The sequence below is a fragment of the Celeribacter sp. SCSIO 80838 genome (assembly GCF_056498065.1).
This window is the reverse complement of sequence record NZ_JAZKMA010000001.1, coordinates 1,800,718-1,820,514: the sequence shown is the minus strand read 5'-3', so window position 1 is coordinate 1,820,514 and position 19,797 is coordinate 1,800,718. Positions and strand designations below refer to the sequence as shown.

At 61.8% G+C, this 19,797-nt stretch carries 27 protein-coding genes; 12 read left to right on the top strand and 15 right to left on the bottom strand.

The window, feature by feature from the left end:
• Positions 1-14: 14 nt before the first annotated feature.
• The 3 genes from V1475_RS09135 to V1475_RS09125 form a co-directional block, all read right to left on the bottom strand.
• Entirely contained in the window at positions 15-1,181 is a 1,167-nt protein-coding gene (locus V1475_RS09135; RefSeq protein WP_479412499.1) for an acetylornithine transaminase, read from the bottom strand.
• Between the two features lie 284 nt (positions 1,182-1,465).
• On the bottom strand, positions 1,466-2,281 hold the full coding sequence (locus tag V1475_RS09130; RefSeq protein ID WP_479412498.1) for a trypsin-like serine peptidase: 816 nt from the start codon (positions 2,279-2,281) through the stop codon (positions 1,466-1,468).
• Between the two features lie 92 nt (positions 2,282-2,373).
• The gene (locus V1475_RS09125; RefSeq protein ID WP_479412497.1) at positions 2,374-3,186 is read right to left on the bottom strand and encodes an ABC transporter permease; all 813 of its coding nucleotides are present in this window, start codon (positions 3,184-3,186) and stop codon (positions 2,374-2,376) included.
• Between the two features lie 223 nt (positions 3,187-3,409).
• On the opposite strand from V1475_RS09125, the gene V1475_RS09120 reads away from it, so the two are divergent.
• From V1475_RS09120 to V1475_RS09105, 4 genes are all read left to right on the top strand, one after another.
• Positions 3,410-4,000 carry a GcrA family cell cycle regulator gene (locus V1475_RS09120; protein WP_434288453.1) on the top strand — a complete coding sequence of 197 codons (591 nt, stop codon included), beginning with the start codon at positions 3,410-3,412 and terminating at the stop codon, positions 3,998-4,000.
• Between the two features lie 24 nt (positions 4,001-4,024).
• The gene (locus V1475_RS09115) at positions 4,025-4,432 is read left to right on the top strand and encodes a hypothetical protein (protein WP_479412496.1); all 408 of its coding nucleotides are present in this window, start codon (positions 4,025-4,027) and stop codon (positions 4,430-4,432) included.
• 113 nt (positions 4,433-4,545) lie between these two features.
• Positions 4,546-4,953, top strand: a complete 408-nt coding sequence (locus V1475_RS09110) for a hypothetical protein (RefSeq protein WP_479412495.1) — start codon at positions 4,546-4,548, stop codon at positions 4,951-4,953.
• Positions 4,954-5,128: 175 nt separating this feature from the next.
• Complete coding sequence (locus V1475_RS09105) at positions 5,129-5,701, top strand: YceI family protein (RefSeq protein WP_434288457.1); 573 nt, start codon at positions 5,129-5,131, stop codon at positions 5,699-5,701.
• Positions 5,702-5,776: 75 nt separating this feature from the next.
• Here V1475_RS09105 and V1475_RS09100 read toward each other — a convergent pair whose 3' ends face one another.
• Together V1475_RS09100 and V1475_RS09095 are read right to left on the bottom strand one after the other, a co-directional pair.
• Positions 5,777-6,982: a cytochrome b/b6 domain-containing protein gene (locus V1475_RS09100; protein ID WP_479412494.1), complete on the bottom strand. Its 1,206-nt coding sequence runs from the start codon at positions 6,980-6,982 to the stop codon at positions 5,777-5,779.
• 138 nt (positions 6,983-7,120) lie between these two features.
• The gene (locus tag V1475_RS09095) at positions 7,121-8,374 is read right to left on the bottom strand and encodes an OmpP1/FadL family transporter (protein WP_479412493.1); all 1,254 of its coding nucleotides are present in this window, start codon (positions 8,372-8,374) and stop codon (positions 7,121-7,123) included.
• Positions 8,375-8,618: 244 nt separating this feature from the next.
• Between V1475_RS09095 and rimO the strand changes: the two genes are divergently transcribed.
• The 3 genes from rimO (at position 8,619) to V1475_RS09080 (ending at position 11,172) form a co-directional block, all read left to right on the top strand.
• Positions 8,619-10,028 (top strand): 30S ribosomal protein S12 methylthiotransferase RimO, encoded by a 1,410-nt coding sequence (gene rimO, locus V1475_RS09090; RefSeq protein ID WP_479412492.1) that lies wholly within the window; start codon positions 8,619-8,621, stop codon positions 10,026-10,028.
• A 149-nt stretch (positions 10,029-10,177) separates the two neighbouring features.
• Positions 10,178-10,639: a hypothetical protein gene (locus V1475_RS09085; RefSeq protein ID WP_479412491.1), complete on the top strand. Its 462-nt coding sequence runs from the start codon at positions 10,178-10,180 to the stop codon at positions 10,637-10,639.
• 140 nt (positions 10,640-10,779) lie between these two features.
• Positions 10,780-11,172, top strand: coding sequence for a rhodanese-like domain-containing protein (locus tag V1475_RS09080; protein ID WP_479412490.1), 393 nt, complete (start codon positions 10,780-10,782; stop codon positions 11,170-11,172).
• Here the strand turns inward: V1475_RS09080 and V1475_RS09075 are convergent.
• The gene (locus V1475_RS09075; protein WP_479412489.1) at positions 11,169-11,519 is read right to left on the bottom strand and encodes a YigZ family protein; all 351 of its coding nucleotides are present in this window, start codon (positions 11,517-11,519) and stop codon (positions 11,169-11,171) included. The two genes, V1475_RS09080 and V1475_RS09075, sit on opposite strands and share 4 nt — an antisense overlap.
• Positions 11,520-11,533: 14 nt before the next feature.
• A complete protein-coding gene (locus V1475_RS09070) occupies positions 11,534-11,896 on the bottom strand; it encodes a diacylglycerol kinase (protein WP_479412488.1) in 363 nt (120 codons plus the stop codon).
• A 107-nt stretch (positions 11,897-12,003) separates the two neighbouring features.
• Here V1475_RS09070 and V1475_RS09065 point away from each other — a divergent pair, with 107 nt between their 5' ends.
• On the top strand, positions 12,004-12,540 hold the full coding sequence (locus V1475_RS09065; protein ID WP_479412487.1) for a DUF4405 domain-containing protein: 537 nt from the start codon (positions 12,004-12,006) through the stop codon (positions 12,538-12,540).
• Positions 12,541-12,609: 69 nt separating this feature from the next.
• On the opposite strand, the gene V1475_RS09060 is transcribed toward V1475_RS09065, so the two are convergent.
• The 4 genes from V1475_RS09060 to V1475_RS09045 all read right to left on the bottom strand — a co-directional run bounded on the left by V1475_RS09060 (position 12,610) and on the right by V1475_RS09045 (position 15,215).
• Positions 12,610-12,891, bottom strand: coding sequence for a DUF6455 family protein (locus V1475_RS09060; RefSeq protein WP_479412486.1), 282 nt, complete (start codon positions 12,889-12,891; stop codon positions 12,610-12,612).
• 33 nt (positions 12,892-12,924) lie between these two features.
• The gene (locus V1475_RS09055; protein ID WP_479412485.1) at positions 12,925-13,182 is read right to left on the bottom strand and encodes a DUF6455 family protein; all 258 of its coding nucleotides are present in this window, start codon (positions 13,180-13,182) and stop codon (positions 12,925-12,927) included.
• A 164-nt stretch (positions 13,183-13,346) separates the two neighbouring features.
• Positions 13,347-14,345, bottom strand: coding sequence for a Hint domain-containing protein (locus V1475_RS09050; protein ID WP_479412484.1), 999 nt, complete (start codon positions 14,343-14,345; stop codon positions 13,347-13,349).
• A 147-nt stretch (positions 14,346-14,492) separates the two neighbouring features.
• Complete coding sequence (locus V1475_RS09045) at positions 14,493-15,215, bottom strand: M48 family metallopeptidase (RefSeq protein ID WP_434288478.1); 723 nt, start codon at positions 15,213-15,215, stop codon at positions 14,493-14,495.
• A gap of 123 nt (positions 15,216-15,338) precedes the next feature.
• Here V1475_RS09045 and V1475_RS09040 point away from each other — a divergent pair, with 123 nt between their 5' ends.
• Complete coding sequence (locus V1475_RS09040; protein ID WP_479412483.1) at positions 15,339-15,578, top strand: hypothetical protein; 240 nt, start codon at positions 15,339-15,341, stop codon at positions 15,576-15,578.
• Positions 15,579-15,607: 29 nt separating this feature from the next.
• Here V1475_RS09040 and V1475_RS09035 read toward each other — a convergent pair whose 3' ends face one another.
• Both V1475_RS09035 and V1475_RS09030 read right to left on the bottom strand, forming a co-directional pair.
• Positions 15,608-16,318 carry a DNA helicase gene (locus V1475_RS09035; protein WP_479412482.1) on the bottom strand — a complete coding sequence of 237 codons (711 nt, stop codon included), beginning with the start codon at positions 16,316-16,318 and terminating at the stop codon, positions 15,608-15,610.
• A 274-nt stretch (positions 16,319-16,592) separates the two neighbouring features.
• A complete protein-coding gene (locus tag V1475_RS09030) occupies positions 16,593-16,856 on the bottom strand; it encodes a DUF167 domain-containing protein (protein WP_479412481.1) in 264 nt (87 codons plus the stop codon).
• A gap of 81 nt (positions 16,857-16,937) precedes the next feature.
• Between V1475_RS09030 and V1475_RS09025 the strand changes: the two genes are divergently transcribed.
• Entirely contained in the window at positions 16,938-17,516 is a 579-nt protein-coding gene (locus tag V1475_RS09025) for a nitroreductase family protein (protein WP_479412480.1), read from the top strand.
• Positions 17,516-18,217, top strand: coding sequence for an EI24 domain-containing protein (locus V1475_RS09020; RefSeq protein WP_434288482.1), 702 nt, complete (start codon positions 17,516-17,518; stop codon positions 18,215-18,217). Before V1475_RS09025 ends, V1475_RS09020 begins: the two co-directional genes overlap by 1 nt.
• Here V1475_RS09020 and V1475_RS09015 read toward each other — a convergent pair.
• On the bottom strand, positions 18,200-18,481 hold the full coding sequence (locus tag V1475_RS09015) for a DUF1467 family protein (protein ID WP_479412479.1): 282 nt from the start codon (positions 18,479-18,481) through the stop codon (positions 18,200-18,202). The two genes, V1475_RS09020 and V1475_RS09015, sit on opposite strands and share 18 nt — an antisense overlap.
• Entirely contained in the window at positions 18,481-18,885 is a 405-nt protein-coding gene (mce, locus tag V1475_RS09010; RefSeq protein ID WP_434288486.1) for a methylmalonyl-CoA epimerase, read from the bottom strand. The genes V1475_RS09015 and mce overlap by 1 nt, the downstream gene beginning before the upstream one ends.
• Before the next feature lie 169 nt (positions 18,886-19,054).
• On the opposite strand from mce, the gene V1475_RS09005 reads away from it, so the two are divergent.
• Positions 19,055-19,774: a response regulator gene (locus V1475_RS09005; protein WP_479412478.1), complete on the top strand. Its 720-nt coding sequence runs from the start codon at positions 19,055-19,057 to the stop codon at positions 19,772-19,774.
• Positions 19,775-19,797: the final 23 nt, after the last annotated feature.

Below are 19,797 nucleotides of genomic sequence, written 5' to 3'. Positions count from 1 at the left end.
CAGTCTCTTGTCTCTCAGAGCGCCCCGGCGGCGGCATCGATCCGCGACACGGCCTCGGCAATCTCTGCGTCGGAAATGTTCAGCGCGGGCAGAAGCCGCACCACGTTGTCGGCGGCGGGCACGGCAAGCACGCCTTCGGCATAGCCCTTCGCCACCAGATCGGCAGGCGCCACCTTGCATTTCAGGCCCAGCATCAGGCCCTCGCCGCGCACGCCTTCGAACACGTCCGGATGCGCCGCCACCAGCTCTTCGAGCTTCTGCCGCATCAGCCCCGCCTTGCGGTTCACCTCGGCCAGAAACGCCGGGTCGGAGACGATCGACAGCACCTTGAGCCCGATGGCACAGCCCAGCGGGTTGCCGCCATAAGTGGACCCATGGGTGCCCGCCGTCATGCCCGACGCCGCCTCTTCGGTCGCCAGAACCGCGCCCAGCGGGAAGCCGCCGCCGATGCCCTTGGCAATCATCATGATGTCGGGCGTCACGCCCGCATATTCATGCGCGAACAGCTTGCCGGTCCGGGCAACACCGCATTGCACCTCGTCGAAAATCAACAAAGCGCCCTTCTCGTCGCAAATCTTGCGCAACAGTTTCAGCGCCTCGTCGGGGACGACACGGATACCGCCTTCGCCCTGCACCGGCTCGATCAGGATCGCCGCCGTTTTATCTGTGACGTGATCGGCCACAGCCTCCCATTCGCCAAACGGCAAATGCACAAAGCCCTCAAGCATCGGGCCAAAGCCCTTGACCATCTTCTCCGCACCCGACGCGGCGATGGCGGCGGAGGAGCGACCGTGGAAACAGCCAGCAAAGGTGATGATCTCGATCTTCTCCGGCTGGCCTTTCTCATACCAGTATTTGCGCGCCATCTTGATCGCCAGCTCGGCGGCCTCGGTGCCGGAGTTGGTAAAGAAACAAGTGTCGGCAAAGGTCAGCTCGGTCAGCTTGTCGGCCAGAGCCTCCTGCGCCGGGATCTTGTAGAGGTTCGAGACATGCCAGAGCGTGTCGGCCTGATCCTTCAGAACCTGCGCCAGCTCCGGGTTGGCATGCCCCAGCGTGTTCACCGCAATGCCCGCGCCCAAGTCCAGAAAACGGCGTCCGTCCGCCTCGATAAGCCAGGAGCCTTCGCCTTTGACGAAGGACAGCGGAGCCCGGTTGTAGGTCGGCAGAACGGAAGAGATCATCGTGTGGTTCCTCTGGAAAAGAGAGGCCTCATGGGTGGCGAAAGCCAGCGGGCCTGTCAACGGTTTGGGGAGTGGTTTGGGGGTATTTTTTAAGGGATTGCGCCGCTTTGGCGCGATTTGTGCCGCGCGGATCACGCCTCGGGCACGGATGAACGGACGTCAGGGACGCATCAGCGTCGACGTCGGCTACCGGAAGCATATGCGCAGGTCATGTTCATGACGGCGCTTTTCGATCAAACCGCCCGCACTGTCAAAGGAAATTTGCGGCTCAGCCCCGGTGCCGCTCACTCCGCCGAAAGGAATTTCGAATTGCCGACCGCGCGCGTTGAGGTTCCGCCGCCGACCGTGATACGCCGGACCACGGCGGGTTCCGCTGCCGTCGCTCCTCCCTGCGTAAGCTGACGTTTGAGCGCCTCGACTTTCCCCGAAAGCGACATGCCATAGCCGATCCGCTTCCCGCCTGCCTCCCCCTGCGCCGAAACGAGAGAGACAATCGCCAGCCGCCCGTGATCTCTGGCAAAAACCGGCGACCCGGAGGCACCGTAAGAGATATAGCAATCGAACGCATAGAGATCGTCGGAAGCATCGAGAAGATGACAGACCCTCTGAACGGTCATGACGTCATTCTGCGGCTGACCATAGGAGGCGACCGTCAGATCGCCCTCCGGCCCCGTTGGCCCATGCAGCGCGTAAGGCGTGGCCAGTGCCGCCGGGATCGGCGAGGCCAGCTTGACCAGCGCCACATCGCGCCGCAGGTGATCGCCCGTCTCCCGCTCCGCCGTCTCGAACCCCGGCGTCACCGCCACCGCCAGCCCGCGCGAGGCGGCAACATAATCCTGATGGCGCAAACCGGCCCGAAAGGTGATTGTCTCCGGGCCGAGCGGGATCTTCTCGCTGTCCACCACGCAATGCGCCGCCGTCAGCACCAGATCGGGCGCAATCAGCGCCCCGGTGCAGGTGCCTTCCCCGGCCATATCGAGCCGCCCGACCGCTTCCCAACCGATCGGATCCGCAGCCTCAGACGCCCCGTCTCCCGCCTGCATCGCAAACGGCACGAGACACAGGACAAGAGGACACAGGAAACGCACGCTGAGACTCATCGAAAACCCCGGCAAGTTAAGACTTACCGGGGTCGATAGCGTGGAAATCCGGCGACAATGGGGCCGCCCGGCATTCCTCTGCGATTTTCACGTCAGGATTTCAGTTTCGTACCGCGTTTGAAAAACAGCCAGTCGATGAACACCACCACGGAGGTCACCGCGCTCATCACCGCAAGCCCGATCCAGGGCGAGCTGTCCGAGGTTCCGATGATGCCATAGCGGACGCCGTCGATCAGGTAGAACACCGGGTTCAGATGGGTCAGCACCTTGAACCACTGCGGCAGGGTCTCGACCGAATAGAAGGTCCCCGACAGGAAGGACAGGGGCGTGATGATGAAATTGGTGATCGCCGCCATATGGTCGAACTTCTGGCTCACGATGCCCGCCAAGACGCCCAGACCGCCGATGAACAGCGCCCCCAAGAGCACAAAAGCAATGGCAAACAGCGGATGATGCAGCGGCAGCCCGACGAACACCGCCATCACCGTCCAGATCGCGACGGCCACGACCATGCCGCGCGCCACACCGCCCGACAGATAGCCGACCACAAGCTCGAAAGGCGCCAGCGGCGGCATCAGCGTGTCGACGATATTGCCCTGCACTTTCGAGATCATGATCGAGGAGGAAGTGTTGGCAAAGGCGTTCTGGATCACCGTCATGGTCAGGATGCCGGGGGCGAGAAAATGCACGAAGGGCACGCCCATGACATCGCCGCGCGACGGGCCGATCGCCAGCGTGAAGATCGTCAGGAACAGCCCCGCGGTGACCAGAGGCGCCAGAAGCGTCTGGGTCCAGACCGCGAGAAACCGCGAAATCTCGCGCCCAATGAGCGTGTAAAGTCCAAGCCAGTTGACCCGGCCAAACCGCCGCACGCCCATCTGGAGTTCATTTTGAGCCATTTCCATTGTCGCGCTCCCCTGCTATAGACCCCTGTCTGCGGAATTCCCCGCGCGCCCGCTTGTAACCGCAAGCGCCGTGCTTAAAATAGGGGGCAGACAGAAATCTCAAGCGCCTGCACTGCAAAACCCCTGTGCAGGATCGTTTTCGTGATCGTATTCGCGATCATCCAAGTGGTGCGGGGCCGCGCCAAAGACTACCACAGGCCCGATGACAACCGAAGGAAGAACCATGTCCTGGACCGATGAGCGCGTCGAACTGTTGAAGAAAATGTGGGGCGAGGGTCAATCCGCCTCGCAGATCGCCAAGGAACTTGGCGGTGTGACGCGCAACGCCGTGATCGGCAAGGTGCACCGTCTCGGCCTGTCGAACCGCGCCGGTGCCGGTGCCGCGCCTGCCGCCAAACCCGCCGCCGCCGCCGTCCAGCCGAAAGCGAAACCTGCCGTGAAGCCCAAGGTCGAGGCCAAGCCGAAACCCGCGGCCCAACCCGCAGCGCAGGACGAGGTGAACGAGGCCTCCCCGAAACCCGCCGTGCCCGCCCGTCGCCAGATCATCCCCGCAGGCCAACCCCTGCCGCCACAGCCCTCGACCAACGAGATCCCCGCCGAAGCTCTGGCCAAGGTCAACGAGGTCGAGAAAAAGGCCAAGCGGATCTCCGTCATGGAACTCACCGAAAAGACCTGCAAATGGCCCATCGGCGATCCGGCGACCGACGATTTCTGGTTCTGCGGCCTGCCCTCCGTTCCGGGCAAACCCTATTGCGAGGCGCATGTCGGCGTCGCGTTCCAGCCGATGTCCTCGCGCCGCGACCGTCGCCGCTGATCCGCACCCCATCGGGAGAGCCTTGTGATTCTCTTTCTTAAGGCTCTCTTTTTCCTGCACATTCTCTCGCTTATCGTGGGCGCGGGCGCCAATGTGATCATGGGGCTCCTGCTCGCCCGCCTGCCCGCGACCCCTCCCGAACAAAAGCCCGCCCTGATGGGGCTCGCCAGATCCATCGGCCAATACGGGCTTTGGGGGCTGGGCGCTCTGGTCCTGAGCGGATTGGTCATGGCCGGGATCGGCGGCATGACCGGGCTGATCGATCTCCACACCGGATGGTTCGCGCTCAAGCTCGTTTTCGTGGCACTGCTGGTGCTTTGGAACGTCCTGCGTTTCACCCGCCTGAAAACCATGGCCCCGAAACGTTTCGTCCTGACAGCCCGCTGGCTGATCCTCGCGATTCTCGTCTGCTCCATCGCCAGTTTTCACTGAATTTCAGGCAATGACGAAAAACACCGCCATGCCCGGCGCTTGAGCCGAGTATTCCTGTTGACCTGACGCCCTGCGGCAGAAAACTCTGGTCTCACATTGCTCCAAGAGGTTCCATGCCCCGTTTTCTCTCCCTCACCGCCCTCGCCCTTCTCCTTGCCTCCCCCGCCCTCGCCGATTGCCAGTGGTCGATCAATCGGGGCATCGACAGTTTCAACGACGGGGTGGATCAACAGAACGAGGCTGCCGACATGCTGAACCGGACACGGCAGGCCGCCGAGGCCGGGGACATGATCACGACCTGTTCCCGGATCGAAACCGCCCTGCGTCTGCTCGATGGGGCAAACGACGATTTCTGGGTCACCCAAAGCCAGATGGAAGAGGCGCTGGCCGATTGCAATCCCGATAACAGCTCCGCCATGCAAACGATCTGGGACGTCTATCAGGATGCAAAATCCAAGGTCTCCGAAGTCGATGACTGGAGGGACGAGGTTCGGAGCTATGCCTCCAAACACTGTTATTGAGCGCCGGACCTCCCAAGCGCCAAGTCGGACGGTTTTCACACAGCGTTCGCATATTTTTGCATATGCGTGTTTCTTTGCGCACAGACTCTGTTTGGCGCTGCGGAATTTGAGCTTCACGGTCAGCACGCTAGCTTTACAGCCATCTTCAAACCACACTGCCAAAGAAAGCTTTGACATGAAACACCTGCTTCTGACTTCCGCGCTCGTCCTCGGCGCAACCGCCGCTTCTGCCGAACCGGTGAAATACGCCCTCGACGCTTCGCACAGCCAGATCGTTTTCACCTATGAACACCTCGGCTTCTCCACCACCACCGGCATGTTCTCCGGCTTCGACGGCACGATCATGTTCGACGAGGCCGATCCGGCGAACTCTTCCGTCGAAGTCTCCTTCCCGACCGACAGCCTCTACACCGGCTGGGCCGAGCGCACCGCGCACTTCCTGACCGGCGATTTCTTCGGCGCTGAAGAAAACCCGACCATCTCCTTCAAATCCACCTCGATCACCGTCGAGGACGAAAACGAAGGCCTGATCACCGGCGATCTGACCATCAACGGCATCACCAAATCCGTCACCATCGAGGCCGAGTTGACCCAGAAGGGCGAGCACCCGATGATGAACAAGCCCTGGCTCGGCTTCGACGGCGAGCTGACCGTGCTGCGCTCCGATTTCGACATGGGTCAGTATGCGCCCTACATCTCCGACGAGGTCGAAATCGAGATTTCCATCGAAGCGATGCTGGCCGAATAAGCCGCCCCGCCCACGCATTCAAAAGGCCGCCGGAGCGATCCGGCGGCCTTCTTTTTGATCCAAATGACCCGGAATTTACTGTCGCACCGCCGTCAGCGTCGTCGCGACCTCGACCGCAAATCCCACGGTGCCCTCATCCGCATAGCCCGCGCCCATGCCGAAATCCCGGCGGTCGAGCGTGCTCGTCCCGCTCATCGTCGCGGTGTCGCCGTCAATCGTCAGGTCGAAAGCCAGCGTCACCGGCACCTCCTGCCCGACCAGCGTCAGCGTCCCCACCGCCTGATGCGATGCGCCCTCGATGCGGGAAATCTCCCCTTCGAACGTGGCGGTCGCATAGGTTTCTGTGTTGAAAAACTCCGGCCCCATAGCCTGTTGCGTCACCGAGCCGAGCGTGAGCGACGTGGTGTCGATGGTGACCGTCACCTCGCCCGTACCCGTCGCCTCGTCATAGGCGATGGCGGCACTCCAGTTCGCGAAACTGCCCTCGACCGGCGCGCCCATTTGCTTGACGGAGATCGTCAGATTACCCTGATCGACCGTCCATGAGGGCAGATCGGAGGCAAGCTCGGCCTGTTCCATCTGAGCCTGTTCCATCGGCGCGGCGGCCCCATCCGGGCGTTCCGGCGCGGGCATCACGAAGGGAAAGGCCACAACGGCAATCCAGAGCACGGCGGCCAGAACCGGCGGCAGGGCAGAGGCATGGGTCTCCCCCTCGACACCCGCATCTGTGCCACGCAACATCCGGGACAGCACGCCGTCTTTCTCGATCACCGCATGTTTCAGCGCCCCTGCGACATGCAGCGCGACCGTCAGATAAATCACCAAAGCCGAAAGCCCGTGCACCGCCCCCGCCATATGCGCGACATCTTCGGATTTCGGCACAAACGGCAGGTCCTGCCCGAACGGCCAGAGGATCGGGGCAAAGCCGGTTTCGGCGGAATGCATCACCCAGCCCGACAGCGGCATGATCACAATCGCGCCATAAAGCATCCAGTGGATCACCTCGGCCAGCAACGTCTCCGCCTTGCGCTCCGGGTGCACCGGCACGGGTTTCGGCTGCGTGATCGCCCAGAGGATGCGCAGCACGGCAAGACCGAGCACGGCTACACCGATGGTTTTATGCGCAGAATAGAGCGTCCCGAGCCCGGCGGCGGTCTCTGCCGTACGCGGCGTGTTCTCCCCGATCAGCCCGAGGGCAATGTCGGTGAGGATCAAAAGGGCAATCGCCCAATGGAAAAAGCGCGCAAGCGCGCCGTAACGGGTGGCTGTGTTGGTAAGCATGAGGCGACCTGTGTTGCATGCGGTTTACCGCAGCCTAGCCGATACGCCGTCCTCACACATCCAAATCCGCCGCACAGACTCTGTGCGAACAGGCGGAAAGCCCCCGGAGGGGCTTTCTCAAATTCAGCGCCACAGCGATCAGAAGCTGCGGGTCCAGCCGATCGACGCCGAAAGCTGACTCATTTCCAGCTCCGCCGTGCCGCCATACATCACCGGCCCGGTGACCGTGTTTTCCGGCACATAGGAGATCGAGAAATCGATCCGGTCGCGGGCATTGATCTGCCGCGAGCCGCCGAAGGTGAAGTGATCCTCCACCACGCCCGGCGCGAGAATGCCGAAGGTCACGTCCTCCGATCCGATAGGGTTCGACGCATGGGCATACCCCACCCGCCAGGTCATGTCGGGCGAGGATTTCCATTCGGCCCCCAGACGGATCACCTCGACATCCTCCCAACCGAACCCCGCTCCGCCATCGGCGCCCAGCGCGCCCGCGTCGGAGGCATTGCCCACGGCCGGTACGTCCGAATAGAAAATCTTCTGATAATCGAGCAAAAGCGCCAGATCGGACGTCGGCTGATAGGCCAGACCGACGGTGATCGAGGCCGGAATGTCGAAATCTCCACCGCCTTCGAAAAGCCCGGCGTAATCGTCGAATTCCGACATGTCGAATTTCGTCTGCGCCGCGATCCCGAGCGTCAGATGATCGCTCAGCTCATATTGCATCCCGACCCTAAGCCCCAGCCCGTAGGAGAAATCCAAGCCATTGTTCGTGAGCGCCGAGGAATCCACGGACATGCTGAAAAATTGCGAAAGCCCTTTGGCCTCGAAGGCCTGCACCGCCAGCGTCGGCGCGATCCCGTAAGAGAACCGTCCCATCTTCTGCGCATAGGTCACCGAGACGAAAAGCTGGGTCAGGTCGACACCCGCCTCGCCACCGCAATAGACCCCCGAGCCACCGCCGCAATTGGCATTGCTCACATCCGGGTAAGAGGTATTCATCCCGCCGTTGCCATAGGCGGCAAAGTTCACCACCGCCCCATTGGCGAGCGGCAGGTTATAGGCCGCGTTCGGCACCGGGAAGAACTCCTTGCCGGACTTGACCTCGCCCTCGGCGATGAACCCCGTGCCCGTGCCGGTATAGCCCCGCGACGGCGCAAAGGCCTGAAACCCGAAACTCAGCTCGCGCCCCACGCTGGCCACTGAGGCCGGGTTGATCGCACCCGACATGGCGTCCTGCGAATAGGCCACACCCGCTCCCGCGACGCCCCGCGACGCCGGGCTATAACCCAATGCAAAATATCCTTCCGTGGCCGAGGCCCCCTGCGGCAAAATACTGGCGGCAAGGCACAAGACGACCGGTCCCGCGACACGGGTGTGTTCCATCCTGAACATCTATCATCCTTCCAAGGTTTTCGGGTGATGCCGCGCCTCCTCAAACGCTGCGGCCGCGCCCGAACCCGCACACCGCGGGCCTGTGCTAAAAATTATGGGATCACGCGTCTGTGATCTCCATCAACCTATGCGAATATTTTCGATCCGGCGACGAAATTTTCCGCCGCGACGCGGCAAATCCAACACGAACGCCCGCCTCTTCTGGGGGCTTTCCCGACCCTTTCTTTCGGAGTATATCGCCGCCATGAGCCAGAACCCGCCAAATCTCCGCCCCGACCTTGCCCCGAAGCCCGTCTTCGACACGAACCGCCGTGACGGCCAGCCGACCATCGGCATGGTCTCTCTGGGCTGTCCGAAAGCGCTGGTCGACAGTGAGCGCATTCTCACCCGGCTCCGGGCGGAAGGCTATCAGATCAGCGCCGATTATTCCGGCGCCGATGCGGTGATCGTCAACACCTGCGGCTTTCTCGACAGTGCCAAGGCCGAGAGCCTTGAGGCCATCGGCGAGGCGCTTCAGGAAAACGGCAAGGTTCTGGTCACCGGCTGTCTCGGCGCCGATCCCGAATATATCACCGGCGTGCATCCCAAGGTTCTGGCCGTCACCGGTCCGCATCAATACGAGCAGGTGCTCGATGCGGTGCATGCCGCCGTGCCGCCCGCGCCCGATCCGTTCATCGACCTGCTGCCCGCCACCGGCGTCAGCCTGACACCCCGGCATTTCAGCTATCTCAAGATTTCCGAGGGCTGCAACCACGCCTGCAAATTCTGCATCATCCCCGACATGCGCGGAAAACTGCAATCGCGCCCGGTCCATGCCATCTTGCGCGAGGCCGAGAAACTCGTCGAAGCGGGCGTCAGGGAACTGCTTGTGATCTCGCAGGACACCTCCGCCTACGGCCTTGATCGCAAATACGAATCCTTCCCGTGGAAAGACCGCGAGGTGCGCAGCCACATCACCGATCTGGCGCGCGAGCTGGGCCAACTGGGCGCATCCGACGAGCTTTGGGTCCGGCTGCATTACGTCTACCCCTACCCCCATGTGCGCGACCTGATCCCGCTCATGGCCGACGCAGGCAACGCCGTCCTGCCCTATCTCGACATCCCGTTCCAACACGGCCACCCGGACGTCCTGAAACGCATGGCCCGCCCGGCGGCCTCGGCCAAAGTGCTCGACGAGATTGCCGCATGGCGCTCCGTCTGCCCCGACATCACGCTGCGCTCGACCTTCATCGTCGGCTACCCCGGCGAGACGGAGGCGGAATTCCAATACCTCCTCGACTGGCTGGACGAGGCGCAACTCGACCGTGTCGGCTGTTTCCAATACGAAAACGTCGCCGGCGCACGTTCCAACGCCCTGCCCGACCACATCGCGCCCGAGGTCAAACAGGACCGCTGGGAGCGGTTCATGGAAAAGGCTCAGGCGATTTCCGAAGCCAAGTTGCAGACCAAAGTCGGCACCGTTCAGCAGGTCATCGTGGACGACATCGACGAAGACGGCATCGCGACGTGTCGGACGAAAGCGGATGCGCCGGAGATCGACGGGAACCTGTTTATTGACGAGAGGACCGAAGGGTTGTCTGTGGGGGATTTGGTGACGGTCGAAGTTGATGAGGCTGGGGAGTATGATTTGTGGGGTTGCCTCCCAAAGAAATGATCCGGGGGATCATTTCTCGGAGGCAACGCGCGGGAGCGTCGAAGACGCGAAGCGCCGGGTACTGCTTATGATCCATGAGACCATTTTGTTGGCAATACTTAGACGTACCAGCCTTTGTTTTAGAAACAGCAAGGTTGTCGGAAAATATTATGCTAAATTATTACCACCTTGAGTTCCTCCAGCAGCTAAATCGAAGCAAGGTTCGTTTCATTGTAATTGGTGGCCAAGCACGCTTAATGCATCAACACGTACCGACGAAAGATTTGGATCTCTGGGTTGAATTCAGCGAGACGAACTTAGAGCGCTTTTGTTCAGCCTTTAATCTATGGAAAGAGATATACCCAAATCATCATATGCCACATGTGCGATCAATCAGCCCCCAAATGATCAGCAGCAATACTCAAATACACCTGCCCGATGCAGATGTCGCAATCCTCACTCCTAAGAATGAAGTCCTTCGATTAGACCAGAAAAACAAAATTGATATTTTATTCTCAGTCACAGACTTAACCTTTGAAGCCGCCTATGTGGAGAGTCATCTGAGTTTAAACAGCTTTCGCTATCTCTCATTAACAGACCTACAAACATCACAAAAAGACCCCAGCGCCTGACCCGAGGGTGGGCGTGTCAGCGCCCGCCCTGTGGGGCGGGGCAGGCGCTGAGCGATGACCATGTCATCGCTTGGTATCGCGCACAAACCATTGCCCTCCAAACCCCGAACCGGTTAACTCTCCCCCAAGAGGAGACCCCCATGCTCAAAAACTACAAAGACCTGCTCGCGAGCGCCCACAAAGTGATCGAAACGATCCCGACGCAAGACGCCATCCTCCTCACGCAGGACGACAGTGTCGTCTTCGTCGATCTCAGAGACCGGCGCGAGCTTGAGCGCGAGGGGCGTATTCCCGGCGCGTTCCACTGTCCGCGCGGCATGCTCGAATTCTGGATCGACCCGGAAAGCCCCTATTACAAACCCAAGTTCGGCGAGGACAAAAAATTCGTCTTCTACTGCGCCTCCGCCTGGCGCTCGGCACTTGCCACGAAAACCTGCATCGAGATGGGCTTCACCAACGTCGCCCATGTCGCAGGCGGCTTCTCCGCGTGGAAGATGCACGGCGGGCCGGTCGAACCCGTCGAAAAACATTAAAGCCGGTCGAGGTAATAGCGCACCGCGTCCTGCACATGGCGAAACCGGTCGCCGCCCAGATGTTTACCGCCATACCAGCGCGTGACCACGACGATCTGGCCGGTGACGCCCTCGCGCTCCAACATGCGCAGGATCACCATCCCCGCGCCGCTTTCGCCGTCGTCATTCTTGAGAGGCATGCCATCGGGGAGCACAACGCCCCATGTGTTATGCGTCGCCTTGGCGAATTTCTTTTTGCGGCAAAGTTCTTTGAGAAAGGCCTTGGCCTCCGCCTCCGACCCACAGGCGCCGCCGGAGACCGCATATTTCGAGCCGCGGTCGGAGATGATGCCGTCATAAATCTGCATGGCGCCTTATAGCCTCACCCGATCAGCACGAAAAGCCACGCCACCCCCGCCGCCAAAGCCGTCACCGTCACCGCCGCAGACCCCGCATCCTTCGCGGTCTTCGCCAGCGGGTGCTCGCGCTCCGAAATGTAATCCACCGCATCCTCGATCGCCGTGTTCAACAGCTCGGCGGCCAACACCAACAGCCCCAGCGCAATCACCAGCCCCCGCTCGCCTGCCGTCAGATCAAGGACAAGGGCCAGACAGGCCGATATGAGATTGGCCCAGACCCACGTCCGAAAGGAATGCTCCGAGCGCCACGCATAGCGCAGCCCCTCCATGCTCCAGACCGTGCGCAGGACCAGTCGCCTCGCGGTATAGATCGCTTTGTCTTTCATCTGTCCTCCTCCATCGCGCGAGCATGATCGAGGAAAGTTATGGACGCAAGCGACGGAACCGCGAAGCGTCCCCGTAGAACAGGGCAGACACAGCAAGAGAGGCAGCCATGTCCACGTTACGTAAATTCGCTACCCCCCTGACCATCGCCACGTTTACCATCGTCGGCGTCACCGGGGTGCTCTGGTATTTCCATGTCATCACCTCCGCCGGGCGCTGGATGCACGAGATCATCGGCCTCGCCATGGTCGTCGTCGTGGCCCTGCACGTCATCCTGAACTGGCGCGCCTTCAAGACCTATTTCAAACGCCCGCTGGCCATCGCCATCATCGTTCTGGGCGTCGTGCTGACCGTCGGGGCCTATCTCGTGCCCGATCAGACACAGGCCCGTGGCGGCCCGCCGCAATTCGCCGCCTTCTCGAAATTCGCCGATGAAACCCTGACCACGCTGGGGCCGATCTTCGACACCACGGGCGAGATTCTCGTCACCCGGCTCGAAGATGCGGGCTATTCCGGCGCAACCCCTGCGAGCACCGTCGAAGATCTCGCGGGACCCGACACCCGCGCCCAGATGCAGGCCTTTTCCGTCCTCGCGGAAGACGGCTCCGGCACCGGTGGCCAAGGCGCTGGTGCGGCCCGCAACTGAGCACGAAGAGCGCGTCGACAACAAAAAGGGGCCCGCGTGGCCCCTTTTCTCATCCCGGATGTCTCCCGCCTACTCGGCGGCGAGCAACTGGTTTTGCAGCGCCCGCACAAAGTAAAGTCTCTGCGCATTCAGGCAATACTCCGGCGCTTGCTCCTGATGCCCCTGATGCTCCAGAAGCCAGAGGATGCAGGCATCGTGCTGGGTGCATTGCCCACAACCGGTTTCCATCTTGGACAGGTCCTCCGGAGCGATTTCCCCGGACGCGGCGGCGCGCACCACATCGGCCCCCAGCCGGTCCGCCATGCCATGCATCAGGCAGGCCTCACCCGGGCGCAGCAGTGTATCCGTCATGGTCTTTCCTCCAGTTTGTCTTGTGAGACGCTCTCAGCCCGCGGCGAGGCGTTCCAGATCGGTCTTGTTGCGGCAATAGGCCGGTGCAAACGCCGCGCCCCCGTCATGATCCGCGAGAAACACCTCGCAGGCCTCCGGGTCGGTGCAGCCCATGCAGCGATGAACGCGATTTTCCATCGCCCCCTCGTCGCATTGCCCGCGTTGCTTCAGTTCCTCGAAATCGACGCCAAGTGTCTGCGCCATACGGTTCATAAGACGTTCATGCGTCTCGTAGCCCTTGGTCCCGGTCATGACAGCCTCCGATCTGTTGCGTTTCACATCCCGCGCAGAAAAGACCATGCAAGGGGGCTGCAATCCTTGATCCTGATCAATTGCCGGATTTCGGGGCATTTCTTCGCCGTCAGGCCGTCGTCATGATGGAAATTAAGGCGTTGTTTACGCATTTTCGGAATGTGTCACACCGCATGACCGAATAAGGCAGCCACACTGCCCCGAATCTCAGGCCGCGCCAGAGGCCCGCTCGCCGCCTCGCCAAAGAGGCGCAGCTGCGGAAAAATGCGGAAAAGCTCCGCTCGCGCATCCTGCTCCAGAAGGCTCAGCGCCGTCTCTCCGGGATAGAAGCTCTCGGACATAAGCCCGCCGCTGTCGAGGATCTCATGCGCCTCGAACATCAGATGCACATAGGTGATCTCGGTCAGATCGCTGCGCTGCCGGATGCTCCGCCGGTTCACCAGCCAGCGCGCCGGCACCAGCGCCTCCTCTAGTCCGGCATAAAGCTCGACCAGATGGCCCGTGATCAACACCCGGTGCTGCGGCGACACAAGAACCGGGCGGCTCGGCACGCCCTGCCCCAAGGCCCCCCGCAGAATTTCAATCGGCGCAAGATCGGGCGCGCGGCTCAAATCGACCCCCGAAGACCCGACCCAGCGCACCGGGCGATAGCCGTGGTCCAGCGTCCAGATCAGATCACCGGGCCGCACCGTCTCGATCGCCACCGGTCCCTGTCGCCCCCGCACCACCGATCCGGCCGCGAAACAGACCGCCGCCTCGACCTCGGAAATCTGCAACTCTCCGTCGTTGTTGCCCGCCTCCGGGTCCGCCGTCTCGTCGACGCCCGTATACACCATGGTCGAACTGTCCAGCCCGGAAATATCGAGGATATACCCGTTCTGGAACAGCACATGCTCATCGCCCGCCCCCATGTTCTGGTAATTGTTGTTGTCGGGGATCATCCCCTCGGCAATCACGTTGCCCTCGGAATCGGTCAGCCGCCAAAGCTGGCCGTTGGTGAACGTGTCGGAGACGTTCTGATACACGTCGAGGTAATAGATATCCGAGGAGGTCCCCAAGGGCGTGACGCCCGAAACGGTGAGCACGAGATTGGGCGGATTGGTGCCGTTGAGCGAGGCGCTGGTGTAGGTGCCAATCATGTCACCGGTGATCTCGATCGCCATCTGCGCCCTCTGCCTCAGCCCTGTCCGCGCCCGCGTTATGGTTAACGCAGGGTCCGTTCTCCGATCTGGGCACAGATCGGGGCAAAACCGGGACGGTGCTGCGGCGAGACGGTGATTTCGCACACAACGCCGTGAGAACGTTAGGAATTACAGCGTCGCCATGGTCCGGCGAACGGTCTCGATCCGCTGCGCGTTCGGCGGGTGCGAACCGAGGAACCGGTCGCCCGGATCGGGAATACGCGTGAAATATTCCGCCCCACGCACCGGGTTATAGCCCGCGCGATAGGCGATCACCGTGCCGAGCTGATCGGCCTCCAGCTCATAGTTCTTCGAATAGCTCCGCGCGCCGACCGTCGCGCCAATATCCTGCGCGCTGCTGATCGCATTGGCGTCGCCGCCCATCGCCGCGATCAGAACCCCGCCCAGAAGTGCGCCCGTGAGCGCCTTCTCCTGACTGCGCGCGATATGGCCCGAAATGTGATGCGCCGCCTCATGCCCCATGACAAAGGCCAGCTCGTCGGTATTCTGCACCTCCGCAATCAGCGCCACCGTAAAGGTCAACACCGGCCGCCCCGCACTGTCGAGCGTCTGCCAGGCATTGGCCGGCGCGCTCGGGTCGTTCTCCACCACGATCTTGAAATCGCAATTCGCCCCCGTGGTCCGGGTCCGGCATTCGCGCTCCGCCACCGGCTCGACCCGCGACACCACCTGCCTGAAATCCGCGACCGTCATCGCCCCCGCGCGCCCCGCGCTTTGCGACACGCCGACAGGCTCGGAGCGCGGCGGCACGGAGACCGGCGCAGATGTGGTTTCGACGCAGCCCGCAAGCAGGGCGCTCCCGATCAGTCCGCTGACAAGTGTTCGACGCATGACGGTTCCCCTCCGACGACAGCTGCAAAATATCCGCTCACGGCACCGCCTTCCAGCCACAGCTTTCGCCCTCACGGCAACGTGTGTCTTGCTTTTCTCCCGCCGCAGGTGCAGCATCGCCTCATGTTTACCATCGAACACGATTTCGACGCCACAGTCGTCACCATTGTCGATGAGGGCGAAACCCCTCTTCAGGAAGATGTCATCATCTCGGCCTTCGCCGAATGCGTGACCGTGGAACAGCTCGATCCGCGCACCGACCGGGTGCACAAGATCACCTTTTCCCTGCAACAGCTCCGCGATCTCGGCGCCGCCCTCGATCTGCCCGAAGGTGCCTATCGGCTGACATCAGTCGAGGAGTGAGGCCGCAGCCTCACGCCCGCACTTGACCTTTAGAGATCGGCAACCGTTTCGATCCGCAGCATCCCGTCATGCAGAAAACATGCCTTCGAGAACACATTGGGCACGGGATTTGGACGGCGAATATCGGCCAGCCCGGGCAAAGCCGTTGACCCCGGCGCAAAGGATCGGTCGATCTGTGAGATAAAGACCAAAATCAGCCCCCGTAATTGCGCGAAGTTGCGCAAAGACCGCAACTGTTCCGCCAAGGGCGGCTTGTGGCGATCCTGATCGAGGATTTGCAGATAGTCGACAACCGCAACCGTGCCACGCGCCGCTGTCGCAAGGTCCGCACAGATGAATGCCGCGCTGATGTCATCTGAGGTCTCGATTCGGATCTGCGCCCCATCTGCGCTCGACCTACTTAACGTTTGCAATCGGTGATGCACCTCTGTTTCCGTCAGTTCCAGCGTGTAGAACACCGCCTCGCGCCCCGCCTCAGCCGCCTCAAACAGCACGCGCAGCCCTTGTATGGTCTTGCCATGCCCCGGCCGCGCCCCGAGCACAACAAGATCGCCCTGCGCAAACCGGGGAAGAAGCGCCCCGGCCTCAGCCCTGTCGAGCCCCGCAGCCAAAAGCGACCAACGCGCAAAGCCCTCTTGCCGGGCAATCCGGTCAAGCGCCTCGTGCAATGAAATGTCATGATCCCGCGCCATCTTCTTGGCGCGGCGTTTCAGATGATAAACAGGTGCGGAAAGCCGCATGTCGAAACCTCCGTTCCGGGTCCCAAACGCAATCCCTCCTCATGCGTGCGCCCGAACAGACGTGTCGATGATCAACTGCCCCGTATGTCGGATACTTCCCCGGTGGAGGGAGGGAGGCGCGGGCCGAGCCTTGCGATGACCCTAACGCGGCTCTCTTGGTCCGGCAAGGCGTGGCATCGAGGAATGATGGGGGAAACGCCGATCAAGGGTCCGACAAAAGTCCGACAAAAGTCCGACGCTTTGCCGACAGCGGTTTCGCCCCGGTTCGCGCCCCTCACTCCACCCGAAACAGCTTGTCCCGCGAGGTCTCTCCGCGCAGCAAAACCAGCTCGCTTTTCGCCCGCCCCATGGCTTTCGCCAGCAGTTTGATCACGTCTTTCGTCGCCTTGCCGCCCTCGGGCACCGTGGTCACATAGGCACGCACCTGCCCGTCCTCGACCGTCACCGCATTGCGCGAGGCTTTGGGGGTCACGCGCACCGCCAAAAGCCCGTCTGTCACCGCCGCCTCAAGGGCTGCTTTCAATTCCGCTTTATCCATGGCCTCTCATACCATCTGAGCGGTTGAAAACACCTCCAAAAATGACGACATGTTGGGCGACCCGCAGATGAAAGGCCTCCCATGCCCGCTCCCAATCCCGCCGCTCTCGACTTCCTCCTGACCCGCCGCTCCCGTCCTGCAAAAACGCTCTCCGCCCCTGTGCCGGATCGCGATGCTCTGATGCCGATCCTGACCGCGGCGGCACGCACGCCGGATCACGGAAAGCTCGAACCCTGGCGCTTCATCGTGTTGGAGAAAGCCGCCCTCACGCGTCTCGCCGGGATGATCAACCCTTTGGCTGAAAAGAACAAAATCCCCGAGGAGAAGATCGAGAAAGCCTATCGTCAATATGCCGACGCCGACCTTGCCGTCGCCGTTGTCTTCTCTCCGAAAGAGAGCGACAAGGTGCCGGAAATCGAACAGCTTTACTCCGCCGGTGCCGTTTGCCTGTCGCTTCTGAACGCCGCTCTGGCCGCCGGCTGGGGCGCCAACTGGCTGTCGGGCTGGGCCTCTTTTGATCGCGACTTCTGCGAGGACGGCCTCGGTCTCGCCCCTCACGAGAGCATCGCTGGTCTCATTCACATCGGCACCGAAACCGTCGCCCCGCCGGAGCGCCCGCGCCCCGATCTTTCCGCCATCGTCACATGGATGGACGCGTGATGTTCAGCGACTTCGCCAAGGCTATCGGCCAGCTCGGAGACAAGCGTTTTCAATCGGTTCTGCTCAAAGGCCTCGGTCTGACCCTCGCGCTTCTTGTGGCGATCTATCTGGCCTTCGTCTGGGTCATCGGCATCTTCGTGCCCGACACCTTCACCCTGCCGCTCATCGGCGAAATCACATGGGTCGACAACGCGCTCTCCATCGGCTCGTTCTTCCTGATGATCGGCCTGTCGGTGTTCCTGATGGTCCCCGTCGCCTCCGCCTTCACAGGGCTGTTTCTCGAAGAGGTCTCCGAGGCGGTCGAAGACGTGCACTACCCCGGCCTGCCGGAAGTGCCGCGCCAGTCGTTCTCCGATATGCTTATGGATTCTTTGGGCTTTCTTGGCGTCATCGTGGTCGCCAACCTGATCGCGCTGGTACTCTACCTGCTCCTCAACATCGCCGCCCCGGTAATTTTCTGGGCCTTGAACGGCTTTCTGCTGGGCCGCGAATATTTCCAGATGGTCGCCATGCGCCGCCTCGGGCGAGAGGGCGCAAAAGCCGCCCGCAAACGCCATATGCCGGAGATCTGGCTGGCGGGGGCCTTGATGGCGATCCCGCTGTCGATCCCGCTTGTGAACCTGCTGATCCCGGTGCTGGGCGCGGCCACCTTCACCCATATGTTCATGCGGCTCGAAGGCAGCTCAACTGTCGGCCACTGAGGGCAGTTTCGCGGTCCAGTCGAAATCGTGCCAGCTCACCCAGCCCGACAGGATCACCGCGACCAGTACGGCCCAAATCGCCGTCGCCACAAGAGTGACCCAAAGCGCCTTGCGCTTCGGGTTGTAATTCGCTGGTGCCCCGTCATGGGTGCCCTCGACCTTTTCGCCCAGATCACCCTGTGTTTTCAAACCGATGGGCAGCGCGACGAGCATGGTCATGAACCATGTCACCGCATAGAGGACGATGGCCGAAGTGATCGCCATCAGACCTGCTCAAGCTCGATCAGGCAGCCGTTGAAATCCTTCGGATGCAGGAACAGAACCGGCTTGCCATGGGCGCCGATTTTCGGCTCGCCCGTGCCGAGGACGCGCGCACCTTCGGCTTTCAGCTTGTCGCGGGCGGCGAGGATGTCGTCGACCTCATAACAAATGTGGTGAATGCCGCCCGAAGGGTTCTTGTCGAGAAAGCCCTGGATCGGGGAGTTTTCGCCCAGCGGATACAAAAGCTCGATCTTGGTGTTCGGCAATTCGATGAACACCACGGTCACGCCATGATCCGGTTCGTCCTGCGGCGGATTCACCTTGGCGCCAAGCGTATTCGCATATTGTGCGGACGCCGCTTCGAGATCCGGCACGGCAATGGCGACGTGGTTGAGACGACCGATCATGTTTCTCTCCTCCAGATGGGGTCTTTGCCCGGTTATCGCCCGCCGCAGGCAAGGCCGCAAGGGGGCGTTTGCGCTCACAGAGTGCCGATCCGTCCGCGTGCGGCGCTTGGTTAACCGCTCATTCACCAGTTTCGGGCTTAATCCGACTCGCACTGGATGGAGCCATGAAATGACCGACAATCTCGACAGCCTGATGGTCGCACCGATACCGACCGCCGACCGCCCGCTTCTGGGCCTCACCGTTCTCGTGGTGGAGGACAGCCGTTTCGCCTCCGAGGCGATGCGCCTGTTATGCCTGCGCTCCGGTGCACGCATCCGACGCGCCGACAGCCTCACCGCCGCGCGCAAACATTTGCGGGTCTATCGCCCGAATGTGGTGATCGTCGATCTCGGCCTACCGGATGGCTCGGGCGCCGAACTGATCGACGAGCTGTCCCATGCCCGCCCCCGTGTCGACGTGCTGCTCGGCATGTCCGGCGACAGCGGCGCAGAGACGTTGGCCCATACGGCGGGGGCGGACGGCTTTATCGAGAAACCGATTTCCTCGCTCGGGGCCTTTCAGGAGCGCGTTCTCTCCTGTCTGCCCGAAGGCGTGCGCCCCGAGGGGCTGCACGCCGTCAATTCCGACGTGATCAGCCCCGATCCCATCGCCCTTCAGGACGATTTCGTGCATATCGCCGATCTTCTGACCACCGAAGGCGGGAAGAATCTTCTGGACTATATCGCGCAGTTTCTCGGCGGTGTGGCCCGCACGGCGGGCGATGCGGAGATGGAGGTGGCCGCTCAGGCGCTGGCCTATCACCGCGAAAAGGGCCTGCCCTATGGCTCTGAGGTGGCGCGCGTCGCGGGCCTTGTGCAATCCCGCATCGAACCGCGCAAGGTGGTGTAATCCACCAACGCTCCTCCAAAACA

Coding starts and splice junctions, on each gene's coding strand:
- V1475_RS09020 (WP_434288482.1), top strand. CDS start 17,516: ATGTTCAGCGACTTCGCCAAGGCTATCGGCCAGCTCGGAGACAAGCGT.
- V1475_RS09040 (WP_479412483.1), top strand. CDS start 15,339: ATGTTTACCATCGAACACGATTTCGACGCCACAGTCGTCACCATTGTC.
- V1475_RS09065 (WP_479412487.1), top strand. CDS start 12,004: ATGTCCACGTTACGTAAATTCGCTACCCCCCTGACCATCGCCACGTTT.
- V1475_RS09005 (WP_479412478.1), top strand. CDS start 19,055: ATGACCGACAATCTCGACAGCCTGATGGTCGCACCGATACCGACCGCC.
- V1475_RS09035 (WP_479412482.1), bottom strand. CDS start 16,318: ATGCGGCTTTCCGCACCTGTTTATCATCTGAAACGCCGCGCCAAGAAG.
- V1475_RS09075 (WP_479412489.1), bottom strand. CDS start 11,519: ATGCAGATTTATGACGGCATCATCTCCGACCGCGGCTCGAAATATGCG.
- V1475_RS09120 (WP_434288453.1), top strand. CDS start 3,410: ATGTCCTGGACCGATGAGCGCGTCGAACTGTTGAAGAAAATGTGGGGC.
- V1475_RS09055 (WP_479412485.1), bottom strand. CDS start 13,182: ATGACCGGGACCAAGGGCTACGAGACGCATGAACGTCTTATGAACCGT.
- V1475_RS09105 (WP_434288457.1), top strand. CDS start 5,129: ATGAAACACCTGCTTCTGACTTCCGCGCTCGTCCTCGGCGCAACCGCC.
- V1475_RS09125 (WP_479412497.1), bottom strand. CDS start 3,186: ATGGAAATGGCTCAAAATGAACTCCAGATGGGCGTGCGGCGGTTTGGC.
- V1475_RS09050 (WP_479412484.1), bottom strand. CDS start 14,345: ATGGCGATCGAGATCACCGGTGACATGATTGGCACCTACACCAGCGCC.
- V1475_RS09045 (WP_434288478.1), bottom strand. CDS start 15,215: ATGCGTCGAACACTTGTCAGCGGACTGATCGGGAGCGCCCTGCTTGCG.
- V1475_RS09025 (WP_479412480.1), top strand. CDS start 16,938: ATGCCCGCTCCCAATCCCGCCGCTCTCGACTTCCTCCTGACCCGCCGC.
- rimO (WP_479412492.1), top strand. CDS start 8,619: ATGAGCCAGAACCCGCCAAATCTCCGCCCCGACCTTGCCCCGAAGCCC.
- V1475_RS09080 (WP_479412490.1), top strand. CDS start 10,780: ATGCTCAAAAACTACAAAGACCTGCTCGCGAGCGCCCACAAAGTGATC.
- V1475_RS09130 (WP_479412498.1), bottom strand. CDS start 2,281: ATGAGTCTCAGCGTGCGTTTCCTGTGTCCTCTTGTCCTGTGTCTCGTG.
- V1475_RS09085 (WP_479412491.1), top strand. CDS start 10,178: ATGCTAAATTATTACCACCTTGAGTTCCTCCAGCAGCTAAATCGAAGC.
- V1475_RS09095 (WP_479412493.1), bottom strand. CDS start 8,374: ATGTTCAGGATGGAACACACCCGTGTCGCGGGACCGGTCGTCTTGTGC.
- V1475_RS09060 (WP_479412486.1), bottom strand. CDS start 12,891: ATGACGGATACACTGCTGCGCCCGGGTGAGGCCTGCCTGATGCATGGC.
- V1475_RS09015 (WP_479412479.1), bottom strand. CDS start 18,481: ATGGCGATCACTTCGGCCATCGTCCTCTATGCGGTGACATGGTTCATG.
- V1475_RS09100 (WP_479412494.1), bottom strand. CDS start 6,982: ATGCTTACCAACACAGCCACCCGTTACGGCGCGCTTGCGCGCTTTTTC.
- V1475_RS09135 (WP_479412499.1), bottom strand. CDS start 1,181: ATGATCTCTTCCGTTCTGCCGACCTACAACCGGGCTCCGCTGTCCTTC.
- V1475_RS09070 (WP_479412488.1), bottom strand. CDS start 11,896: ATGAAAGACAAAGCGATCTATACCGCGAGGCGACTGGTCCTGCGCACG.
- mce (WP_434288486.1), bottom strand. CDS start 18,885: ATGATCGGTCGTCTCAACCACGTCGCCATTGCCGTGCCGGATCTCGAA.
- V1475_RS09030 (WP_479412481.1), bottom strand. CDS start 16,856: ATGGATAAAGCGGAATTGAAAGCAGCCCTTGAGGCGGCGGTGACAGAC.
- V1475_RS09110 (WP_479412495.1), top strand. CDS start 4,546: ATGCCCCGTTTTCTCTCCCTCACCGCCCTCGCCCTTCTCCTTGCCTCC.